The sequence below is a fragment of the Embleya sp. NBC_00896 genome (assembly GCF_045207785.1).
Classification (GTDB): domain Bacteria; phylum Actinomycetota; class Actinomycetes; order Streptomycetales; family Streptomycetaceae; genus Embleya.
On the sequence record NZ_CP108776.1, the window covers coordinates 650,234 to 668,787 of the forward strand.

The following is an 18,554-nucleotide window of genomic DNA, read 5'->3' on the forward strand; positions in this document are numbered from 1 at the left end:
CTGACCTCATGATCGAACCCCGCGTCGCCCTCGCCACCTGCGCCGAGCTGCCCGCCCTCGACCCGGACGAGCGCCTGCTCCTCGAACCGCTGGCCGCGCGCGGCATCCTGGTGGAGCCCGCGGTATGGAACGACTCGACGGTGGACTGGGCCGCGTACGACCTGGTGGTCCTGCGCTCGGTGTGGGATTACCCGACACGCCGCAAGGAGTTCGTCGCGTGGGCCGAGTCCGTGCCGCGCCTCGCGAACCCGGCCGCCGTCGTGGCCTGGAACACCGACAAGACCTACCTGCGCGACCTCACCAGGGTCGGCCTGCCCGTGGTCGAGACGATGTGGTTGGAACCCGACTCCACGGTCACGCTCCCCACCGCCGGCGTACACGTGGTCAAGCCCGCGGTCAGCGCAGGTTCGCTCGACACCGCGCGGTACGACCTGGGCTCCCCCGAGGAGCGGGCGCTGGCCGCCGGCCACGCCACCAGCCTTCTCGCGGCCGGCCGCACCGTCATGATCCAGCCCTACCTCGAGGCCGTCGACACCGTCGGCGAGACCGCGCTCGTCTACTTCGACGGCGTCTTCAGCCACGCCGTCCGCAAGGGCCCGATGCTGGACGGCTCGGCCGAGCCGGTCGAGGAGGGCCTGTACAAGGACGAGCAGATCGAACTGCGTGAGCCCTCCCCCGCCGAACTCGCGGTGGGCGCACGGGTCCTGACCGAGATCCCGGTCGGCCCGCTGCTGTACGCGCGCGTGGACCTGATCCCGGCCGCCGACGGCGCCCCCACCCTCCTGGAACTCGAACTGACCGAGCCGTCCCTGTTCCTCGGCTACGCCCCCGGCGCGGCCGACCGCTTCGCCGACGCGATCGTGACGGCCCTGAACCCGTAGGCGCTTCTTCGAACCGCCTCCGATCCGGCCGGTCGGCGGGGCCGACAACCGGTCGACCCTCCGGTGCGTCCTCCGCAAGGACATCGCAGGGACGTCGACGCGTTGACATCGGATGCGTCGACACCGGACGCGTTCGGATCGGGAGGGGAGCCCATGACGGCGATCGAGGACTTCGGCGGGTGGCTGCGCGACTTCGAGGCGCAGGCGTTACGGCGCGCGGAGCGGGGGGATCCCGCGTGGGAGGCGGGCGCGCGCCTGGACCCGGCGGTCGTACGCAGCATGCAGCGGTTCCAGGTCGGTGAGGGCAGCGACGGCCGCATCCTGATCGCGAAGGCCGTCGACGCGGCGGACCCGGACTACACGGCGGCGATCCGGCTCTTCGTGGCCGAGGAACAAAACCACGCCCGCCTGCTCGAACGCCTGCTCGCCGCGGCCGGCGAGCCCACGATCGCGGGCCACTGGTCCGACGCGGTCTTCCGTCGCCTGCGCCGCTCACTCGGCCTGCGCCTGGAACTGATGGTCCTGATGGTCGCCGAGGTCATCGCGCTCCCCTACTACGGCGCGATCCGCGACGGCATCGACGACCCGTTGGCGGCCGAGGTCGCCGCCCGAATCCTGGCCGACGAGGAACGCCACGTCCCCTTCCACTGCGACCGCCTGCGCGCGTCCTTCACCGACCTGACCCCGGCAACGCGCGCAGTGGCCGTGGCCGGCTGGTGGGCCATCACCGCGGGCGCGACGGCGGTGGTCCTGTACGACCACGGCAAGGCCCTGACCAGCCTGGGCACCACCCGCCGCCACTTCGCCGGACGGGTCGCCACCCACTTCCACCGGGCCACGACCCACGTCCGCGGCCCACGCCCGGCCACCTCCCGCCGGCCGGCCCCGGCCGCCGGCACGATCCGGCGGCCCGACACCGGCCGCGCGTACGCGCACATGTAGCGGGCCGCGAGCGTCGGGGTCGGCGGGGACGGCGGGGACGGCCGGCCTTATGCCTCGTCGAGCACGTCCCACTTGATGTCGGTCATGATCGAATGCATCTGCGGGTCAACTTTCTCCCACGGGCTTCGTCGAGCCCAACTCGGCGCCCCGGCCGCCTATTTCGAACCTAAATCGATCACAATGGATCAGATTCCTCCAATGCCGGGTCAGTCGGTCGGCGGTACTAGATCGGTGCCGAGCCGCCGAGCGAGGGACGATGGATTCATGAAGCCTGATATTTCACTCGAATGGGACAGCGGGCCGGCGGCCGAACACCGCTCGGCCGCCGAGATCTACGCCTCCGTCGGGCTCGCGGTACCGTCCGCGACGCATGCCGGCGTCGACGACGCGGACGACCGGATCGGGACGGTGAGCGCCCGGCACGAGGGGCGGCTGCTCGGCTGGGTGAGCCTGTACCGGCAGAGCGACGCCGGCCTCCGGGCCCAGGGCGAGCGGGCCGGCCGACTGGCCCGCCGCCTGGTGCGCGGCGCCTACGACGGGGACGCCCCGACGACCGCCGAGGAGCGGGAGGCGGTCCGGATGATGTACCGCCGGGCCGCGGAACAGGCCCGCGCGGCCGGCGCGCACGTCCTGCGCTGGACCGGTACCGACACCGGCCCGGAGGGCGAGGCCGCGCACGAGCTCGCGGCCAAGGCCACCGGCGAGATCGCCCGGATCTGGACGATCGATCCGGCCGACTGGCTGCTCCCCGGCGGACTGCCCGCCGTCCGCGTCCGGTCGCTGCCCACGCCGCACGTGGGCGTGATCGGCGAGGGAGCCGAGATCATCGCCACGCTCGCCAGCGGGGAGGCCTACATCAACGCGGCCGAGGCGATCGTCGCCCCCGGGGTCGAGGCCGACATGCTCGCGGCCGTGCTGGCGGAACTGGTCAGGCTGCTCCGCCGGGAATACCCCGACGTGTACGAACTCGCGGTATTCGAGTTCGACGGCGACATCGGCGGCACGGTGCGTCAGGCGCTGCCGCTCGCCGGCCTGCGCATCGAACACCGCCTGCTCGACTACGAACTCCGCCTCGCGTGACCTCGCCGGTCCTCGCCCGACCGCAACCCGACCTCACCGGGCCCCACCGGACCTCGCCTACCGAGACACCGTCACATCGTCGTCACGTCCTGCTGTACGTCGCCACCGACGTCCCGCTCGCCAGCACCGTACCGCCCGTACGGGTGAACGGCGTCACGTCCAACTCGCCTGCCAGCATGGGGATTCCGGTGCCCATCAGGATCGGGTACGTCTTGATGACCAGTTCGTCGATCTCGGCCATCAGGGCGCCCGCGAGCTGTGCGCCGCCGGCCAGCCAGATGCCCTTGCCACCCGATTCGGCCTTGAGTTCGCGCACCTTCGCGACCGGGTCGTCGGCAACGAGGGTGACCGTGGGGTCGGGGCTCTCGACGATGCTGCGCGTGACGACGTACGTGCGCAGGTGGCTGTACGGGCTGGTGATGCCGGCCTTCAGGCCCGGGTCGTACGTGGCACGGCCCATCACGACCGTGTCGAAGTGCCGGAACTCGGCATCCGGGGTGACGCCCACGTGCGGGGCGACGTGCACCGGGATCGTCTCGGGATACTCGGCGACGAGGTGTGCCAGGACATCCTCCCCGACCGGGAAGAAGTCGAAGTTGCCGTCCTTGTCGGCGATGAAGCCGTCGAGGCTGGCGCCGACGAAGTACGTGAGCTTTCGCATGCGGACTCTTTCTGTAGCAGGCCGAACACGGGCCCGGGCGATGATGACTACGTTTATAGTACTTCAAGCGTAGTGGTCGCAACTCTTTCTTCCGCCCGGAATCCGCCTCGGCCTCACCAGGGACGCGTAGCCGGCCCCGGAAGCGGCCGCAGCCCGGGCCACGCGGTGAGCATTCGTCCGCGCAACTCGCGGGCCAGCGAGCCGAGTTCGCGCAGCGATTCGGGTGCCGTCCCGGCAACCGCACCGAGCCGGTGGACCAGGCGCTCGCGGGCCGAGACGTAGCCCCATTCGAAGTCCTCGACCGGGACCCGGGCGAGCTGGTCCACGCTCTCCCGGTGGGCACGCTCGACCAGCGCGTCGCCACGGATCAGCCAGGCCGCGCACGCGTCCCCGACGCCCTCGGCCACGTCGACGTCGCGTCCGGTCAGGTCGCGCCACGTCGAGCGGTACACCGCCTCGACCTCGGCCAACGGCGGCCCGGCGACCGCCATCGCGCACCAACAGGTGGGGAACCCGATCCGGAAGTAGGCCAGTTCGATCAGCCCGTCGCCGAGCGCGGCCTGCTCGAAGTCGACGAAACGGACACCGTCGGCGGTCCGCAGGTCGTTGCCCGGACACGGGTCGCCGTGCAGCAGCGCGTGCTTGCCGGCCGGATCCAGGCGCGCCAACAGCGCGGCGAGCTCGGCCGGTACGCCCGGCGGGACCGGCACCTCCAGCGCCGCGGCAAAGGCCAGGAACGACTCGACGTCGGTGGGCGAGGGCGGCTTCCACGCCGGCAGCGCGCCCGCGTCGGCCGGACCGGTCAGCGCATGCAGCCGCGCGAGCGCCGCGGCGTAGCCGGGCATCCAGTCGTCGACGCGCCCCAGGTCGTCGAGGTACTCCAGGACCATGACGCACGCGGCGGGGTCGGTGCCGAGGACGGCCGGGCCGACCGGGCCGCGGGCGGCCAGGCGCAGACCGGCCACCTCGCGGGCGAAGCGGGCCGGGGCGCCGTGGCGGTTGTCGCCCGCGTCGGTGATCTGCTTGACGATCGCCCGATCGCCGCCGAACTCGACCCGCCACACCCGCGAACGCGGGCTGCTGTCCAGGAGTTTCGCCTTCTTCGGTGCCCCGAACGAGGCCTGCAACTCATCGCCGATCGGCACCCGGTTCCCCATGGGACAGGCACCCTACCCGCTCGATACGCGACGGCGAGCCCCTCCGCCGAGGCCCCGCCCCCGGCGGTGTCCGACCGGGTGTCAGGGCCGCACGGGGATGTCGCTCAACCGGGCCTTGGCGATCAGCACCGGGCGGTCGCCCAGGTCGTCCTCGGTGGTCACGGGCGAGCCCGTGGCCGGGCCGGTGCGCGGCGGGGTCATGACGACCGCGAGTTCATAGCGGGACGGGTGCGCCCACACGTTCGCCCACGTGTCGTCGCACAGGCCCTCGGTGGCGCGTTGGCGCTCGACCGCCGGCCATTCGTACCGCGGTCCCCAAAGGGGCTCCCTGAGCATCCTCGACTTCATCCGGCCCGGACCGACGACGACGCCGTCGCGCAGGACCAGCACGGTCGGATAGATCTCGGACGGGTTCATGCCCATCGGTGTGGGCGCGTTGATCACGGCCTCCACCTCGGCCGGCAGGTCCGGCCGCTCCACGTGCACCGATCGGATCGTCACCGAGAACCCGTCCGCCTCCGACACGGTGTGGCCGGCGATCGGCCTGCCGCACATGAACACGTCGTATCGCGTCTCGTCCAGGTTGTGCGTCGGCCGGTCGCCGCGGCCGACCCGCCGTCCCGAACCGCCCCGACCGCGAGCACCCCGCCGACGAGTTGTCCCCGCACAGCACGAAGGCGTAGCGCTTGAGGGACCGTCCCCTCGTGGTGATCAGCTCGCGGAGGACGTCCTCCTGGTCGCTCATGCCGGCCGTCCCCTGTCCCCCTGTGTCTGGCTTCCCACGCTTCCCAACCCATGACAACGAACGGCCCGCGGGATCCGTTGGGTCGAATCCTGCGGGCCGTGCCTTCGCGCCGGAAAGAAGGGGCGACGGGGAGGCGAGCCACCGCCGGGTGGTCCGCGATGCCTGGCACACTCGCCGCGTGGAGATCAACGGCGCCCCCGCCCACCCCGAAGACCTCGCCGCGCTGGCCCTGTCGAACATCGGCCATTTCACCTCGATGCGCGTCGAGGACGGCCGCGTACGCGGCCTCGGCCTGCACCTGGACCGCCTGGTCCGGGACTGCCGGACCGTGTTCGACGCCCACCTCGACCCCGCGCGGGTGCTGACCCTGGTCCGCCGGGCGGCCGCCGATCGCGCGGGGGCGTTCGTCGTCCGGGTGACGGTTTTCGACCCGGCGATCGGCCTGGCCGACGTGACCGCCCCGGCCACGCCGCACATCCTGGTCACCACCCGGCCGGCCGGGCCCACGACGCTGCCACCGTTGCATGTCCTGCCCGTCACCTACAGCCGCGACCTGCCCGAGGTCAAGCACGTGGGCCTGTTCGGCCAACTCCACCAACGCCGCCTGGCGATCCTCGCCGGTTACGACGACGCGCTGTTCGTCGAGCCGGACGGGAGGATCTCCGAGGGCGGTACATGGAACATCGCCTTCGTCGTAGGCAACCGCGTCCACCGGCCGGACGGCCCCAGCCTGCGCGGCGTCACGGCCGAGCTGCTGCGGGCCGGCCGGCCCGGCTCGACCGGCCCCCTTCGGATCGACGAACTCGCGGCGGTCCAGGGCGCGTTCGCCACCAACACGGCAATCGGGGTGCGCCCGATCGGCGCGATCGGCGAACACGAACTGCCGACCGACCACCCCCTCCTGGCCGAGCTGGCCGAGACCTACCGCGCGATCCCGGGGGATCCCCTCTAGCTCGCGGAAACCAGGTCGCGCGCCCGGACCGCCACGCCACGAATGTCCGGCCGGCACGTCACGGGTAGTCGAAGAACCGGATCCACCACGTGGGCGCGTCCTCGACGGTGTACCGCTCGGTGAGCCGGCTCGCCCCGTCGTACGTGCTCCGGACGACGTCCTCCGGAACGACGGTGTAGCCGAGTTCGTCGAGCACGGCGGCGATCCGGCCGAGGTCTTCCGGCGCCACGCGGGCGGGCGCCGCGCCGCCGCGTTCGTCCGGAGGGCCGACGCTCGCCACCACCAGGTCGCCGAAGTTGCTGACGGTGAGGGTGACTCGCGCCGTTTCGCCCAGGGCCGCGGCCGGTACGACGATGGTGCCGTGCCGGCTCGCGTCGCCGTCCTCACGGTCCACGGCGCAGTCGCACCCGAGGTCCGCGTCCAGCCGCGCCGCGAGCCGGTCGAAGCGGGCCCGCGTGGCGACGTGGTCGTAGTCGAGCGGGCGTGCCAGGCGCTCCGGGTCGTCCAGGGCGCGCAACAGCGCCCATGCCTGGTCGTCGTCGAGCGCGCCGAGGGTCATGTCTCCGCCGATCCGTCCGGTCCGCAACGAGTACCGCCCGCCCCCGATCCCGTCAGCGATCCAGCGGGTTCCCCATGATCCGCTCGGCCCACCCGCCCGGCATCAGTCGCCCCGCGGCGCTCTCCGGCTTGCGCTCCGCCTGATCGCGCGCGGCGTGCAGGAACGCCGACGCGAACCCCGCCCGGGGCACGGCCGTCAGCAGCGCGGCCGAGAACTCCGGGTCGAACGCGTCCAACCCGACGCCCGACACGTCGGCGCTCACCGCGAGCTGGAGCAGGTGGCTCTCGGGATCGACCTCCGCCGCGACGTGGTCCCGCATGTGCAGCACGATGATCTCCGCCAGCCGATCCCGGCGCGCGTCCGCCCACCCGGCGCCCGCCGCGAAGACCCGGGCCAGCTGCGCGCCCGCCTCCTCGAACGCGAGCCGGTGGCTGTCGAACGGCGCGGTCAACGCCAGATCGTGCAGCAGCGCCGCGACGTAGAGCAGTTCGGCGTCGTAGCCGATCCCGCGCTCGTCCCCGATCCACGCGGCCCAGAAGTACGACCGCAGCGAATGGTTCAGCAGCCCGACCTCCGCGTACTCCCCGCACACCCCGGACGCGGCCCGAGCGGCAGCCGTATCCGGCGCCTCGACCCCGCCCACCTCGGCAACGAACATCCCCACTCCAAGTGATCGCGGACCCATTGCGGACCGATGCGGACCGATCGCGGACCGATGACAGACCGATCGCCGACGGAACGACGGCATCCTCGCACAGGCCCCGGAGCGCCCTCCACCGTAATGATCTTGGCGTTTCTGCTCGCCGACCCGTGGGCCAACGCGCGTGCCGACGGCGCCGTGCTCCTGTGCGTGACGGTCGCCGGGATTGTCGCGCGGCCCCCGGTGAACCGGGCCGTGCGGCCCGTGGAGCTACGGTACGAATGACCCGACTCGGGCGAGGCCGACGCCATCCGCCACCCTGTGGGTCTGTCCGTACCTCTCAGACCGGTGGTGAACCACGCTATGACGGCCCTGGATCCGGCCATACCCGAGTCGGTCGACCCGCCGAAGCTCGATCCGCCGCGGGTCGACCGCACCGCATTGCAACGCCGGACCGTGCGCACGCTGATCGCCGCGCAGATCGTCGGCGGTGTGGGCATGGGCTCGGCCCTGACCGTCGGCGGGCTGCTCGCCGAGGACCTGTCCGGCTCCAAGAGCTGGTCCGGCCTGGCGACCACGGCGATCACGCTCGGCGCGGCCGTGTTCGCGATCCCGATGTCGCGCGCGGCCACCCGCCACGGCCGGCGCGTCGCGCTCACCGCAGGATGGGCGGTGGCGGCGGTCGCGGCCGGCGGGGTGGTCCTGGCGGCGGTCCTGGAGTGGTTCCCGCTGCTGATCGCCGCGATGCTCGTGTTCGGCGCCGGTACCGCCGCCAACCTCCAGTCCCGGTACGCCGCGACCGACCTCGCCGACGACACCGGCCGGGCCAAGGCGCTGTCGATCGTGGTGTGGTCGACCACCATCGGCGCGGTCCTGGGCCCCAACCTCAACGAGCCCGGCGCCGTCGTCGGCCGCGCGCTCGGCCTGCCCGAGCTGGCCGGCCCGTTCCTGTTCTCGATCCTGTCCTTCGGCGGCGCCGGCCTGATCCTGTGGATCGCGCTGCGCCCGGACCCGCTGCTGATCGCGCGCGCCGACCTCGGCGACACGGAGCAGGTCAAGGGCAGCCTGCGCGCGGCGTTGGCCGTGGTCCGCCGGGCACCGCGCGCGATGCTGGGACTGGCGACGGTGGCGTTCGGGCACGTGGTGATGGTGTCGGTGATGGCGATGACGCCGGTGCACATGAAGGACCACGGCACCGCGCTGACCCTGGTCGGGCTCACTATCAGCCTGCACATCGCGGGGATGTACGCCCTGTCCCCCGTGGTCGGCTGGGCGGCCGACCGGTTCGGCCGGATCCAGGTGATCCTGAGCGGCCAGTTCATCCTGCTGCTCGCGGTGTTCGTCGCCGGCACCTCGGGCACGTCCACGTGGCGCACGATGGTCGGCCTGGTCCTGCTGGGCTTCGGCTGGTCCTGCTGTCTGGTCGCGGGCTCGGCGCTGCTCGGCGAATCCGTCCCGGCGCACGAACGCCCGGGTGTACAGGGAGTCTCGGACCTGCTGATGAACCTGGCCGGCGCGGCCGGCGGCGCCGTCTCGGGCTCCGTCCTGGGCCTGGCCGGCTATGGCGGCCTCAACCTGGTCGCCGGCCTCCTGACCGCCCCGGTCCTGTGCGTCGCGGCGGGCTTCGCGCTGGGCCGCTCCCGCCGTGCGAGCCGCCCCGCGGCATGACCCCGGATGGCCCGCCCCGGTCGTGAGGCACGATTTGCGCCCATATGTTGGGGACAAAATGTGCCAAACGGTCGCGGGTTCCTGCCCGGGCCATCCCGGAAGGGGCAACCATGGTGCAGCGGGTGGTCGTCGTCGGAGCAGGATTCGCCGGGTTCGAGACGGTGCGCAAGCTGGAACGTTCCCTCGGTCCCCGCGAGGCGGAGATCGTGCTCGTGAGTCCGATGGACTACATGGTGTACCGGCCGCTCCTGCCGCAGGTGGCGGCCGGCGTGCTGTCGTCGCGGACCACCGCGGTGCCCCTGCACCGGATGTTCAAGCGCACGCACGTGCTCCCGGGCGGCGCGATCGGGGTCGACCTCGCCGCCAAGGTCTGCGTGGTCCGCAAGATCTCCGGCGACGTCACCAACGAGCACTACGACAAGCTCGTGCTCGCGCCCGGCAGCGTCACCCGCACGTTCGACATCCCGGGCCTGACCACCTACGGGCACGGCATGAAGAACCTGGCCGAGGCGGTGTACCTGCGCGACCACGTGATCGCCCAGCTGGAGATCGCCAACTCCAGCATCGACCCCGACGAGCGCGCGTCGCGCTGCCGGTTCATCGTGGTCGGCGGCGGCTACGCGGGCGTCGAGACCGCCGCGTGCCTGGAGATGCTCACCACCAACGCGCTCAAGCACTTCCCGCGCCTGGACCCCGCGCAGGTGCGCTGGATGATCGTGGACCTCGCGCCGCGGCTGATGCCCGAGCTGGGCGAGAACCTCGGCAAGGCCACCCTCCAGATGCTCGCCAAGCGCGGCGTGGACGTGCGGCTCGGCATCAGCGTGCAGGACATCACCGAGGACTCGGTGACCCTGACCACCGGCGAGAAGCTGCCCTGCCGGACCCTGGTGTGGACGGCGGGCGTCACCGCGAGCCCGCTGGTGGGCACGCTCGGCACCGACCTCGTCCGCGGCCGGCTCGCGGTGGCGGCCGATCTGGCGGTGCCCGGCCACCCGGACGTGTTCGCGCTCGGCGACGCCGCGGCCGTGCCGGACCTGGCCAAGGGCGAGGGCGCGGTCTGCCCGCCCACCGCGCAGTACGCGCACCGGCAGGCCAAGGTCGCCGCGCACAACGTGGTCGCGGCACTGCGCGGGCAGCGGCTGACGCCGTTCCGGCACAAGGACCTCGGCCTGGTGGTCGACCTCGGCGGCACCCAGGCGGTGGCCCGCCCGCTCGGCCGCGAGATGCGCGGCCTCCCGGCGCAGGCCGTCACGCGCGGGTACCACCTGATGACGGTCCCCTCGATCCGGGCCCGCACCCGCGTGCTCTCCAACTGGCTCCAGCACGCGATCGCGGGCGACGACCTGGTCCGACTCGGTTTCATGTCCGACCAGGACGGGCGGATGGGCAACCTGGAGAAGACCGACGCCTACCTGTCGCAGGCCGAGATCACCGCGCGGACGGGGTCGCGCGCGCCACACCCGTGAAAGGCCGGGCCCGGCGCGTCACGCGTCGCGCCCGGGACCGCGCCGCCGTCAGGACGCCCGCTCGCTGCGCTCCTTGAGGCCGGCCGCCTCCATCCGCAGGTAGGCGCGGATCGACTTGCCCGCGATCAGGCCGATCAGCGGGGTGAGCAGGCCGCTCTGGCGGATGGCCAGCGACACCGTGACCCCCTCGCCGGCCTCGATCCGGTGATCGGCGATCGTGGTCACCCCGCCGCTGCGGGAGATCCAGGTGAACGAGCGGCCCTCCTCGACGTCGGTGACCAGCCAACGCGACGCGGGCAGCCGGGGCTGCTTGACGTAGACGCGGCTGCCGACGCCGAACGGCTCGCGGTCGAGCCGGCGGACGACGCTCATCGATCGGGTCCAGGTGGGCCATTGCTCGACGTCGATCAGGATCTCCCAGACCCGCTCGGGCGCCGCGTCGATGTGGATGCTCTCGTCGTAGGACATCGTGATCCCCCATCCCGCCGGCGAACGGGGCCGGCCGCCCATGTCATGGTCCACAACAAGGGCATGTCCCGACAAGACCGGCGTGCGGGTGCGTCGCGGCCCGCGCGGGTACACGGGGGCCATGGACGACGAGCACGCGGCGGCCCGGCTGCGGACGGCACTCGTGAATCGGTTGCGGGCGGGCGGGAGCGTACGCACCGAGGCGGTCGCGCAAGCCCTGCTCTCGGTGCCCCGCGAGCTGTTCACCCCCGGCTCGACCTCGCTCACCCGCTCCTACGAGGACCGGGTCGTGGTGCTGTACACCGACGAGAGCGGCATGGCGGACAGCACGGTCAGCCAGCCGGCCATGGTCGCGCTGATGCTCGAACAGCTGGACGTGCGGCCCGGTGCGCGGATCCTGGAGATCGGTACCGGCAGCGGGTACAACACGGCGCTGCTCGCGCACCTGGCCGGGCCGGACGGCGAGGTGGTCAGCATCGAGATGTCCCCCGAGCTGGCCGGCTCGGCCGCGCGGCGGCTGGCCGGGATCGGAGTGCACCCGGACGTGCGCACCGGCGACGGCTGGGCCGGGGTCGCCGATCGGGCGCCGTTCGACCGGATCGAGGCCACGGTGGGGGTGCCGGACCTGCCGCCGGCGTGGGTGGAGCAGCTCGCGCCCGACGGGGTCCTGGTGACGCCGCTGTGGCTGCGCCCGGGGCTCGAACTCGCGGTCGCGTGGCGGCGGGCCGCGGGCGGGACGCTCACGAGCGTGTCGGTGACGCCCTGCGGGTTCCTCCAGCTGCGCGGCCCGCACGCGGGTCCCGGTCGCACGCACGCGCTCACCGGCGAGCTCGCGGTGATGGGCGACGAGCTGCCGGCGGCGGCCTTGGACGTGCTGCGCGAGCTGCTCGATCGCGGCGCCGTGGACGCCGGGCCGGTCCTGGGCGAGGTCGAGTCGCGGGTCACCGGGTTCGCGCTGGCCGAGCCGCGCACGGTGCTGTTCCTGGGCCATCCGGGCGACGAGACGACGTGGGGCCTGTTCGACCCCGAGCGGCCGGCCCTGGCGGTGCTGGCGCGCGGGCGCGTGGTGGTCTACGGCGATCTCGACGCGGCGACCGAGCTGTACTACGGCGTCGCGGGCGCGCCGTACGTGGACGCGGATCGGCTGAGGGTCGAGGCGGTCCCGGCCGGGACCGCCTTCGGCGACGCCCCGTTCTCGGACGGCCGGTCGTGGACGGTGGAGCGGGCGCAGTTCCGCTACCGGCTGACCGAGATGTGACGGGCGTCAAGCCCCGGGCGCGGGCCGGTCGGGCGCGCTATTTGGGCGTGCGCAGCAGGCAGAACTCGTTGCCCTCGGGGTCGGCGAGGACGTGCCAGGTCTGCTCGCCCTGGCCGATGTCGATCCGCTTGGCCCCCAGCGCGAGCAGTCGCTCCAGCTCGGCCGGCTGATCCGAGCCCAGCGCGGGGCTGACGTCGAGGTGCAGCCGGTTCTTGACCGCCTTGGTTTCCTCGACCGGCTGGAACAAGATCGTGGGCAACGAGCCGTCGGGCGGGCTCAGTTCGACGTCGTCGCCGTGCTCGGTCGCGTCCCAGTCGAGCACGCGGCGCCAGAACTCGGCCAGGGCGGGAACGTCGTTCGCGTCGACGACGAGTTCGGAAAAGACGGCGGGCATGGCGGCACCTCGAACATGGTGGGGACGGGCGGGCGGGGTTCGGTCGCGCCTTCGCTCACTGGGCCGGTAGCGACTGCACGACCCGACCGAACCTGGCGGACCCCGTGAGCGAGGCGCGATCGGGCGCCGGCCAGTTGATCTCCAACTCCTCCAGAATGCCCTCGTGCCACCAGAACATGCCGGTGGACAGCGGCTGCTGGTCACGCGTCAGCCCCTGGGCGGTCTGGATCACGAAGCCGGCCATGCCGACCGTGCGCTGCGAGTTGAGCGGCAGCGCGAGCAGGGCGTTGTCGGTGGGCAGCACGACCAGCGCGCCCGCCGGAAGCGGGTCCCCGATCGCCTCGCCGAGCCGGAAGAGCTGGGCCGAGCCGGGCCAGCCCTGACCGAGCAGCGAGTGCAGCGTGCTGCCGGTGGAGATCTCCATCGGCGTGCCGCCGTAGCCCTCCATCCGCAGGTTGGTCGCGGCCTGGAGCCACACGTCCTCGACGGCCATCCCCCAGTGCTGCACCATCGGCGCCTCGACCGTGACCGCGGTTCCGTCGGGACCCTTGACGCAGGCCACGGCGACGATCTCGCCGCGATTGCCCAGCGGCCACACCATGCCCTGGGCCCCCAGGTGCGGCCCGGGGCGGCTGATCATCAGCCGCAGATCCTGTCGGATCCGATCCGGCGGCGCGCTCATGAGGACGCCGCGCACGTCCTGCCCCCAAGCGGTGTTCTGCTGGTTTCGGGGCTGGCGACGGAACAACGCCACGGAAGACTCCTCGTGCGAGTGGCGGACGGGCCTGACAAGTTGTAGTCAACACCCACAGCGCTACGCAACATCACCCCCGGCGAGCAGTCCCGATCCGGGCCCCGGGCCGGCCCCGACAGGTACCGACGGCCCACTTGCCCGATACGCGCGTCCGAACGAAGCCGCGCGCACGATCCCGAGGAATGTGCGCGCGGCCGGTGGGACGGATCGAGCCCGTCGGCGTTCGCGAACGGCGGGCGTCCGTCAGCGGTCGGCGATCGGGCCGGCCGGTGGCCGTCGGCCCGCCCCGCTACGCGGTGAGTTCGCGGTCCAGGGGCACCCGGAACCGTGGCGTGATGCACGCGCCGTCGAGCCAGTTCGCGTGTCGGGCCACTTCGGCCTCGACGGCCTTGGTCGCCTCCGGTTCCAGGTCCACCAGTGCGCGCCAGACGAGTTCGCCGTCCGCGCGGGTGGCCCACCCGCCGACGACGCGGCCGTTCCACCACACGGTGGGACCGATGTTGCCCATCCGGTCGAACAGCCGCTCGCGCAGCTCGGGCGTGATGTACCAGTCGCGCTCCTTCCAGCCCATCGGCGTGGCGTCGAGGGCGGGCAGCAGCGCGGCCCACGGCTCGGGCGCGGCGATCGGGTCCTCGTCGCCCGGCAGGACGTAGCCCACGGTGCCGTTGTCGAGCCGGACCTCCACGGCCCGCACCGCGGCCAGCGCGTGCCGGGTGTCGGTGAGTGTCCAGCCGGTCCACCACTTGAGGTCCTCGAGCGTGCCGGGCCCGAACGCGGCGAGCCAGCCCCGCACCAGTTCGGCCTTCGCCTCGGTCTTGCCGATCTCCGGCAGCTCGGGCGCGATCGCGTACCGGAACCGGCTGGAGAGCCAGGATCCCTGTGGCCGGGCCCGGACGATCCTGCCCTCGCACGAGAGCGTGAACAACAGCCGCGTGGACACGCCCTGGTTCGCCTCGTACGGCTTGCCGATCGCGACCCGGATCTGGGTGCGCAGCAGCGGTACGACCGCGCCCAGCTCCATGGCGGTGGCCTCGCCCAGCTCGGTGAGCGCGGCGACGGTGTCCTTCTCGACCTGGTCCAGCCACGCCTCGTCGTAGCCGCCGGAGGCGAGGAACTGGAGCATCACCCGGCGCTGGGTGACGGCGACCGCGTCCGTGCTGGAGCGCTGCACGACGTGTGTGATCTCGCGCGGGACCACGTAGACGGTGCGCCGCATGCCGGGCATCCGGATCAGCGACTTGTCCTCGTAGAGCGCGCGTTGGACCTCGGCGCGCGACGGCTCGGCCAGGCGCGCGCAGGTCGACGCGTACACCGTCGCGGGGTCGGTGGCGTGCAGCAGGAGCACGGCACGGGCCGCGTCCTCGGCACACGCGGCCCGTGCGCTCGGCGCGAGCCGGTGCCGCGCACCCAAACGCGCTCTTCGTTCGTCGTCGGAGATCCGTGGCAACGCAGAGGTCATGGGCCGACCATAGGGGTCCGAACCGACATGTGGCCGGGAATCATGCGGCGCGGCGATTCCTGATCGCTTTACCGTGGCGGGGTCGGCGCACGGGACAATCGGGCGCCGGGTTCGCCGAGTACGACCGCACGTCTGTGTGAAGGAGTCGCCATGCCGCCTGCGGGTGCGCCACGGTTCGATTGGCGTCGGATGACGCTTGCCCGCAGGGCCGCGAACGCGGGTGGCCCGCGGCCGCCGAGAGCCGGGAACGGTCTGGTGATCGGCGCCGTGGTCCTGTCCGTACTGGTGGTCCTGGGGTGGTGGTTGTTCTCCGACAGCGGGAGCGACAACGGCAAGAAGGGCAACGTCGAGAACGTCAAGACGAACGCGTCCTCGTCCTCGACCGCGAGTCACACGGCCGTGCCCAAGCCGGTGTCCACGGTCAAGGTCCCGGTGACGACGCGGCAGGCGATCGGGCTGGAGATACGCGAGAAGCCGGGCAAGGGCAAGACCATCGCCGAGGTGAGCGAGGGCACCGACCTGACCGCGACCTGCACGGCCGACGGGCCCAACGTGTACGGCTGGCGCGGCGGCAAGAGCAACCAGTGGGTGCTGGTGACCACGGCCAAGGGTGTGGGCTACGCGCCCGAGGCGTGGCTGGAGACGACCGCGTCGGCCAAGGAACTGCTGCCCGCCTGCTGAGTGTTCCGCGCTCGCGGCCGGCGTCCGCGCGGCTTTCGGGCCCGGCCGATCAGGACCGGGCCCGGCGGGGTCGACCGTTAGGGGCCGCCCGGTGGGTCGGGGACGAACACCGCGCGGTCCCGGTGGAAGGTCATGGTGCCGGCGGTGGAGCCGTCCCAGCCCAGTCCGCCCGGTTCGTAGCGCTTGCTGACGGTGGCCCACCACAGGTTGGACGTCATGACGTGGCCGACCTCGTCGAGGTAGGCGCGCATGCCCGGTTCGCCGCCGTGCGGGCCGGCCATGATCCGGTCGCGCAGGCCGAGGAACTTGCGTTCGGTCGCGTCGATCAGGCCGCAGATCTTGTTCATCGCGCCCTCGAGGTCCAGGCCCTCGGCCTCGCCGAGGTAGTAGACGAGGTTGACCCGATCGTCCATGACCAGCTCCTTGCGGTAGGAGACCAGGTCGTTGATGAGCGTGTACCCGTCTATCGCGGTGTCGTGGATGGCGACCATGTCGGCGGTGCGGAACGCCTCCTGGGACAGGGCCACGCCGGGGACGCCCTCCTCGGCGAATCCGAACAACCAGCGCACGCCCAGACTGTGCCGGCGATCGTCCATGTACGTCTCGTAGTCGGATATCCCGGCGTCGCGCCAGCTCTCCAGCTCGGTGGTGAAGCCGTGCGCGAAGTCCTCCATGTACGACACGAACCGAATCCAGCGGGCCGGCGGCATCCGGTCGCGCAGCCAACCGAAGTCCTCGCGCAGCGGCGTCGAGCCGTCGCCCCAACCGAGCAGGTCGGACATGAACCGGCCGAAGACGTTGCGGGTCGCGAACGAACTGCCGCCCAGGCCCGCCTTGTCGACGAGGCTGTTCTCGATGCCGATCAGGTAGTTCATCACCTTCGCGGTGGTCAGCGCGAGTTCGTAGTCGGCGTGCGGGACGGACAGCGAAACCAGGAGGGTGCCGTCGACGTTCTTGTCTATTCGAGCCGCGTCGCCGGCGTAGGCGAAACCGAGGTGGCGGTGTGCCCACCAGCGGGATTCGCGCATCAGGCGGTCCGTCTCGGGATGGAACTCCATCGGCAGCAGATTCGCGAGCTTCGGCAGGTGGAAGCTGATCGGGAGGTCGACGACGGTCGGTGTGCTCACGCCGGGCTCCTTTCGCCGGTCTGCGTCGGTGCGGTTCGGCCGGTGCCGGGGGTCCGGGGGCCGGGTGTGGAGGTCCTCAGGGCCGAGGGCTGCGCCTGCCGCACGCCCGGACCGCGCGGTGCGCCCGGGTCGTGCGAGCGGCCGGTCAGGCGGTTGGCCAGGTGACCGAGGGCGAGCAGGGTGAAGTGGTCGGCCAGGCATGGGATCACGTACAGGAAGGGTCTGGTGCCGAGCATGTCCGGTACCGACTCGATGCCGCCGTCCGGGCGTTGCGCCCGGAGCAGGTGCTCGACGCCGCGGACGAGGGGACGCGGGTCGCTCTGCCGGCACAGCGCGATCAGCGCGTACGCGGTGCTGATCGCGTCGCTGGGGTCGCCGGGCTGTTGGCCCCAGCCGCCGTCGGCGTTCTGACCCTCGCGGACCGCGGCGAGCGCGCGCTTGACGGTGGCCCGGTAGGCGTCCGGTCCCCACGCGTCGGTGGCCAGCAGCGCGCGGAAGATCGCGTGGTAGCGGCTGCGGCTCCAGTCCGGCTCGAACGTGCCGTCGGGGTGCTGTGCGCCGGCCAGGAACCGGCGGGCGGCGGTGATCCGTTCGACGTGCCGGGTGGTGCGGACACTGAGCGCGTTGACGGCGGCCGCGGTCATGCACGCCTCCGAGGGGGCGCCCGCGATGTAGGTGGGAAATCCGCCGTCGGGACCCTGGTACCCCCATAGCGCGCGTAAGCCGAAGTCGATCGACCGGCGGTAGCGGATGGGGTCGGTGGCGTGCAGGAACTCGATCGCCACGGACGTGTCGTCGACGTCGGCGAGCGCGGCGGCGTCGGTGTACGACCAGCCGCCGTCCACCCGTTGGCGCGCCGCGAGGTGGTCGGCGATCCGTCGGCGGACCTCGAACGGGGCGCCCGCCGCGTCGAGCGCGACGCCCGCGGTGACGGCGCACCAGGTGTCGGTGTCGGTCACGAACGGCAGCCCGCCGTCGGCGCGTTGGTGGGCCAGGGCCTTGGCGACCCCCCGCACGATCAGGCCGTCCAGGTGCGGCCGGTCGGCGAGCGCGTGCAGCACGAGCAGGTGGACGAGCAGGTTGCCCTCCCACACGCCCGGCGCCTGCTGGGTGTCCACGAGCAGGCGGAGTTCGGCGGGGGTGACCGCGTCCGCGTGGCCGGTGAGGTCGGCGAGGGCGACCTTGAGCGCGACCGTCTGCACATGGGCCCACGGGTGCAGATTGCCGGTGTCGAACGCGTCCGGATCGAACGCTCGGTAGGCGCGACGGGGCGGGCCGAGCAGGGTGAGGACGGTCTCCAACATGACCCGTTTCCGGACGTTGAGGAAGGCCGGCGCGCGTTCGAGGAAGCGGTCCAGCAGGTCGCCCGCGCCGTGCTCGAGGGCGTCGTCCCAGGGGCGTAACGCGATCGTCGCAAGCAACCGGTCGAGCGGTTCGGCGCTGTCTAGGCGACCGGAAAGGAACACCGCGACACGGCGGTGGTGATCGGACTCGATACCGGCACGTTCCAAAAGGCGCAGGAGCAGTGCCGATTCGAGCACTCGGCTCCGACAGGGCCCCCGGACGGCGCCGTCCGGACGCACGGAATCGGCGACTCGCCCGCGGAGCCGCGCGGTGGCCTCGGGCAGCTCGGGCACAAACATCTCCGCAGGCCACCGCGGC

At 72.4% G+C, this 18,554-nt stretch carries 20 protein-coding genes; 9 read left to right on the forward strand and 11 right to left on the reverse strand.

The features are described from left to right. Positions 1-8: 8 nt before the first annotated feature. From OG928_RS03005 to OG928_RS03015, 3 genes are all read left to right on the forward strand, one after another. Positions 9-881: a RimK family alpha-L-glutamate ligase gene (locus tag OG928_RS03005; RefSeq protein ID WP_406278751.1), complete on the forward strand. Its 873-nt coding sequence runs from the start codon at positions 9-11 to the stop codon at positions 879-881. A 153-nt stretch (positions 882-1,034) separates the two neighbouring features. Continuing rightward, positions 1,035-1,823, forward strand: a complete 789-nt coding sequence (locus OG928_RS03010; protein WP_406278753.1) for a ferritin-like domain-containing protein — start codon at positions 1,035-1,037, stop codon at positions 1,821-1,823. Positions 1,824-2,087: 264 nt separating this feature from the next. Next, a complete protein-coding gene (locus OG928_RS03015; RefSeq protein ID WP_406278756.1) occupies positions 2,088-2,903 on the forward strand; it encodes a hypothetical protein in 816 nt (271 codons plus the stop codon). An 82-nt stretch (positions 2,904-2,985) separates the two neighbouring features. Here OG928_RS03015 and OG928_RS03020 read toward each other — a convergent pair whose 3' ends face one another. From OG928_RS03020 to OG928_RS03030, 3 genes are all read right to left on the reverse strand, one after another. Continuing rightward, positions 2,986-3,564: a dihydrofolate reductase family protein gene (locus OG928_RS03020; RefSeq protein ID WP_406278759.1), complete on the reverse strand. Its 579-nt coding sequence runs from the start codon at positions 3,562-3,564 to the stop codon at positions 2,986-2,988. A gap of 113 nt (positions 3,565-3,677) precedes the next feature. Further along, a complete protein-coding gene (locus OG928_RS03025) occupies positions 3,678-4,721 on the reverse strand; it encodes a phosphotransferase (protein ID WP_406278762.1) in 1,044 nt (347 codons plus the stop codon). 81 nt (positions 4,722-4,802) lie between these two features. Next, on the reverse strand, positions 4,803-5,276 hold the full coding sequence (locus OG928_RS03030) for a hypothetical protein (RefSeq protein WP_406278764.1): 474 nt from the start codon (positions 5,274-5,276) through the stop codon (positions 4,803-4,805). Between the two features lie 368 nt (positions 5,277-5,644). Between OG928_RS03030 and OG928_RS03035 the strand changes: the two genes are divergently transcribed. Beyond that, entirely contained in the window at positions 5,645-6,418 is a 774-nt protein-coding gene (locus tag OG928_RS03035; protein ID WP_406278767.1) for an aminotransferase class IV family protein, read from the forward strand. 58 nt (positions 6,419-6,476) lie between these two features. Here OG928_RS03035 and OG928_RS03040 read toward each other — a convergent pair whose 3' ends face one another. After that, positions 6,477-6,977, reverse strand: a complete 501-nt coding sequence (locus OG928_RS03040) for a hypothetical protein (protein ID WP_406278770.1) — start codon at positions 6,975-6,977, stop codon at positions 6,477-6,479. A 52-nt stretch (positions 6,978-7,029) separates the two neighbouring features. Beyond that, complete coding sequence (locus OG928_RS03045) at positions 7,030-7,635, reverse strand: HD domain-containing protein (protein WP_406278773.1); 606 nt, start codon at positions 7,633-7,635, stop codon at positions 7,030-7,032. A 129-nt stretch (positions 7,636-7,764) separates the two neighbouring features. On the opposite strand from OG928_RS03045, the gene OG928_RS03050 reads away from it, so the two are divergent. The 3 genes from OG928_RS03050 to OG928_RS03060 all read left to right on the forward strand — a co-directional run bounded on the left by OG928_RS03050 (position 7,765) and on the right by OG928_RS03060 (position 10,751). Then, on the forward strand, positions 7,765-7,902 hold the full coding sequence (locus OG928_RS03050; protein ID WP_406278776.1) for a hypothetical protein: 138 nt from the start codon (positions 7,765-7,767) through the stop codon (positions 7,900-7,902). Positions 7,903-7,980: 78 nt separating this feature from the next. After that, complete coding sequence (locus tag OG928_RS03055) at positions 7,981-9,285, forward strand: MFS transporter (RefSeq protein ID WP_406278779.1); 1,305 nt, start codon at positions 7,981-7,983, stop codon at positions 9,283-9,285. A 110-nt stretch (positions 9,286-9,395) separates the two neighbouring features. Beyond that, on the forward strand, positions 9,396-10,751 hold the full coding sequence (locus OG928_RS03060; RefSeq protein ID WP_406278782.1) for an NAD(P)/FAD-dependent oxidoreductase: 1,356 nt from the start codon (positions 9,396-9,398) through the stop codon (positions 10,749-10,751). 48 nt (positions 10,752-10,799) lie between these two features. Here OG928_RS03060 and OG928_RS03065 read toward each other — a convergent pair whose 3' ends face one another. Then, positions 10,800-11,219, reverse strand: coding sequence for an SRPBCC family protein (locus OG928_RS03065; protein WP_406278785.1), 420 nt, complete (start codon positions 11,217-11,219; stop codon positions 10,800-10,802). Positions 11,220-11,340: 121 nt separating this feature from the next. Between OG928_RS03065 and OG928_RS03070 the strand changes: the two genes are divergently transcribed. Next, positions 11,341-12,477, forward strand: coding sequence for a hypothetical protein (locus OG928_RS03070; RefSeq protein ID WP_406278788.1), 1,137 nt, complete (start codon positions 11,341-11,343; stop codon positions 12,475-12,477). 37 nt (positions 12,478-12,514) lie between these two features. Here the strand turns inward: OG928_RS03070 and OG928_RS03075 are convergent, their stop codons facing one another. From OG928_RS03075 to OG928_RS03085, 3 genes are all read right to left on the reverse strand, one after another. Further along, the gene (locus OG928_RS03075; RefSeq protein WP_406278791.1) at positions 12,515-12,871 is read right to left on the reverse strand and encodes a VOC family protein; all 357 of its coding nucleotides are present in this window, start codon (positions 12,869-12,871) and stop codon (positions 12,515-12,517) included. A gap of 55 nt (positions 12,872-12,926) precedes the next feature. Next, complete coding sequence (locus OG928_RS03080) at positions 12,927-13,625, reverse strand: hypothetical protein (protein ID WP_406278794.1); 699 nt, start codon at positions 13,623-13,625, stop codon at positions 12,927-12,929. Between the two features lie 289 nt (positions 13,626-13,914). Beyond that, on the reverse strand, positions 13,915-15,084 hold the full coding sequence (locus OG928_RS03085; protein ID WP_406278797.1) for a winged helix DNA-binding domain-containing protein: 1,170 nt from the start codon (positions 15,082-15,084) through the stop codon (positions 13,915-13,917). Positions 15,085-15,339: 255 nt separating this feature from the next. Here OG928_RS03085 and OG928_RS03090 point away from each other — a divergent pair, with 255 nt between their 5' ends. Then, on the forward strand, positions 15,340-15,765 hold the full coding sequence (locus OG928_RS03090; RefSeq protein ID WP_406278800.1) for a hypothetical protein: 426 nt from the start codon (positions 15,340-15,342) through the stop codon (positions 15,763-15,765). A 77-nt stretch (positions 15,766-15,842) separates the two neighbouring features. Here the strand turns inward: OG928_RS03090 and OG928_RS03095 are convergent, their stop codons facing one another. Then, positions 15,843-16,892 (reverse strand): hypothetical protein, encoded by a 1,050-nt coding sequence (locus tag OG928_RS03095; RefSeq protein WP_406278803.1) that lies wholly within the window; start codon positions 16,890-16,892, stop codon positions 15,843-15,845. Continuing rightward, complete coding sequence (locus OG928_RS03100; RefSeq protein WP_406278806.1) at positions 16,889-18,433, reverse strand: prenyltransferase/squalene oxidase repeat-containing protein; 1,545 nt, start codon at positions 18,431-18,433, stop codon at positions 16,889-16,891. Before OG928_RS03100 ends, OG928_RS03095 begins: the two co-directional genes overlap by 4 nt. Positions 18,434-18,554 lie beyond the last annotated feature (121 nt).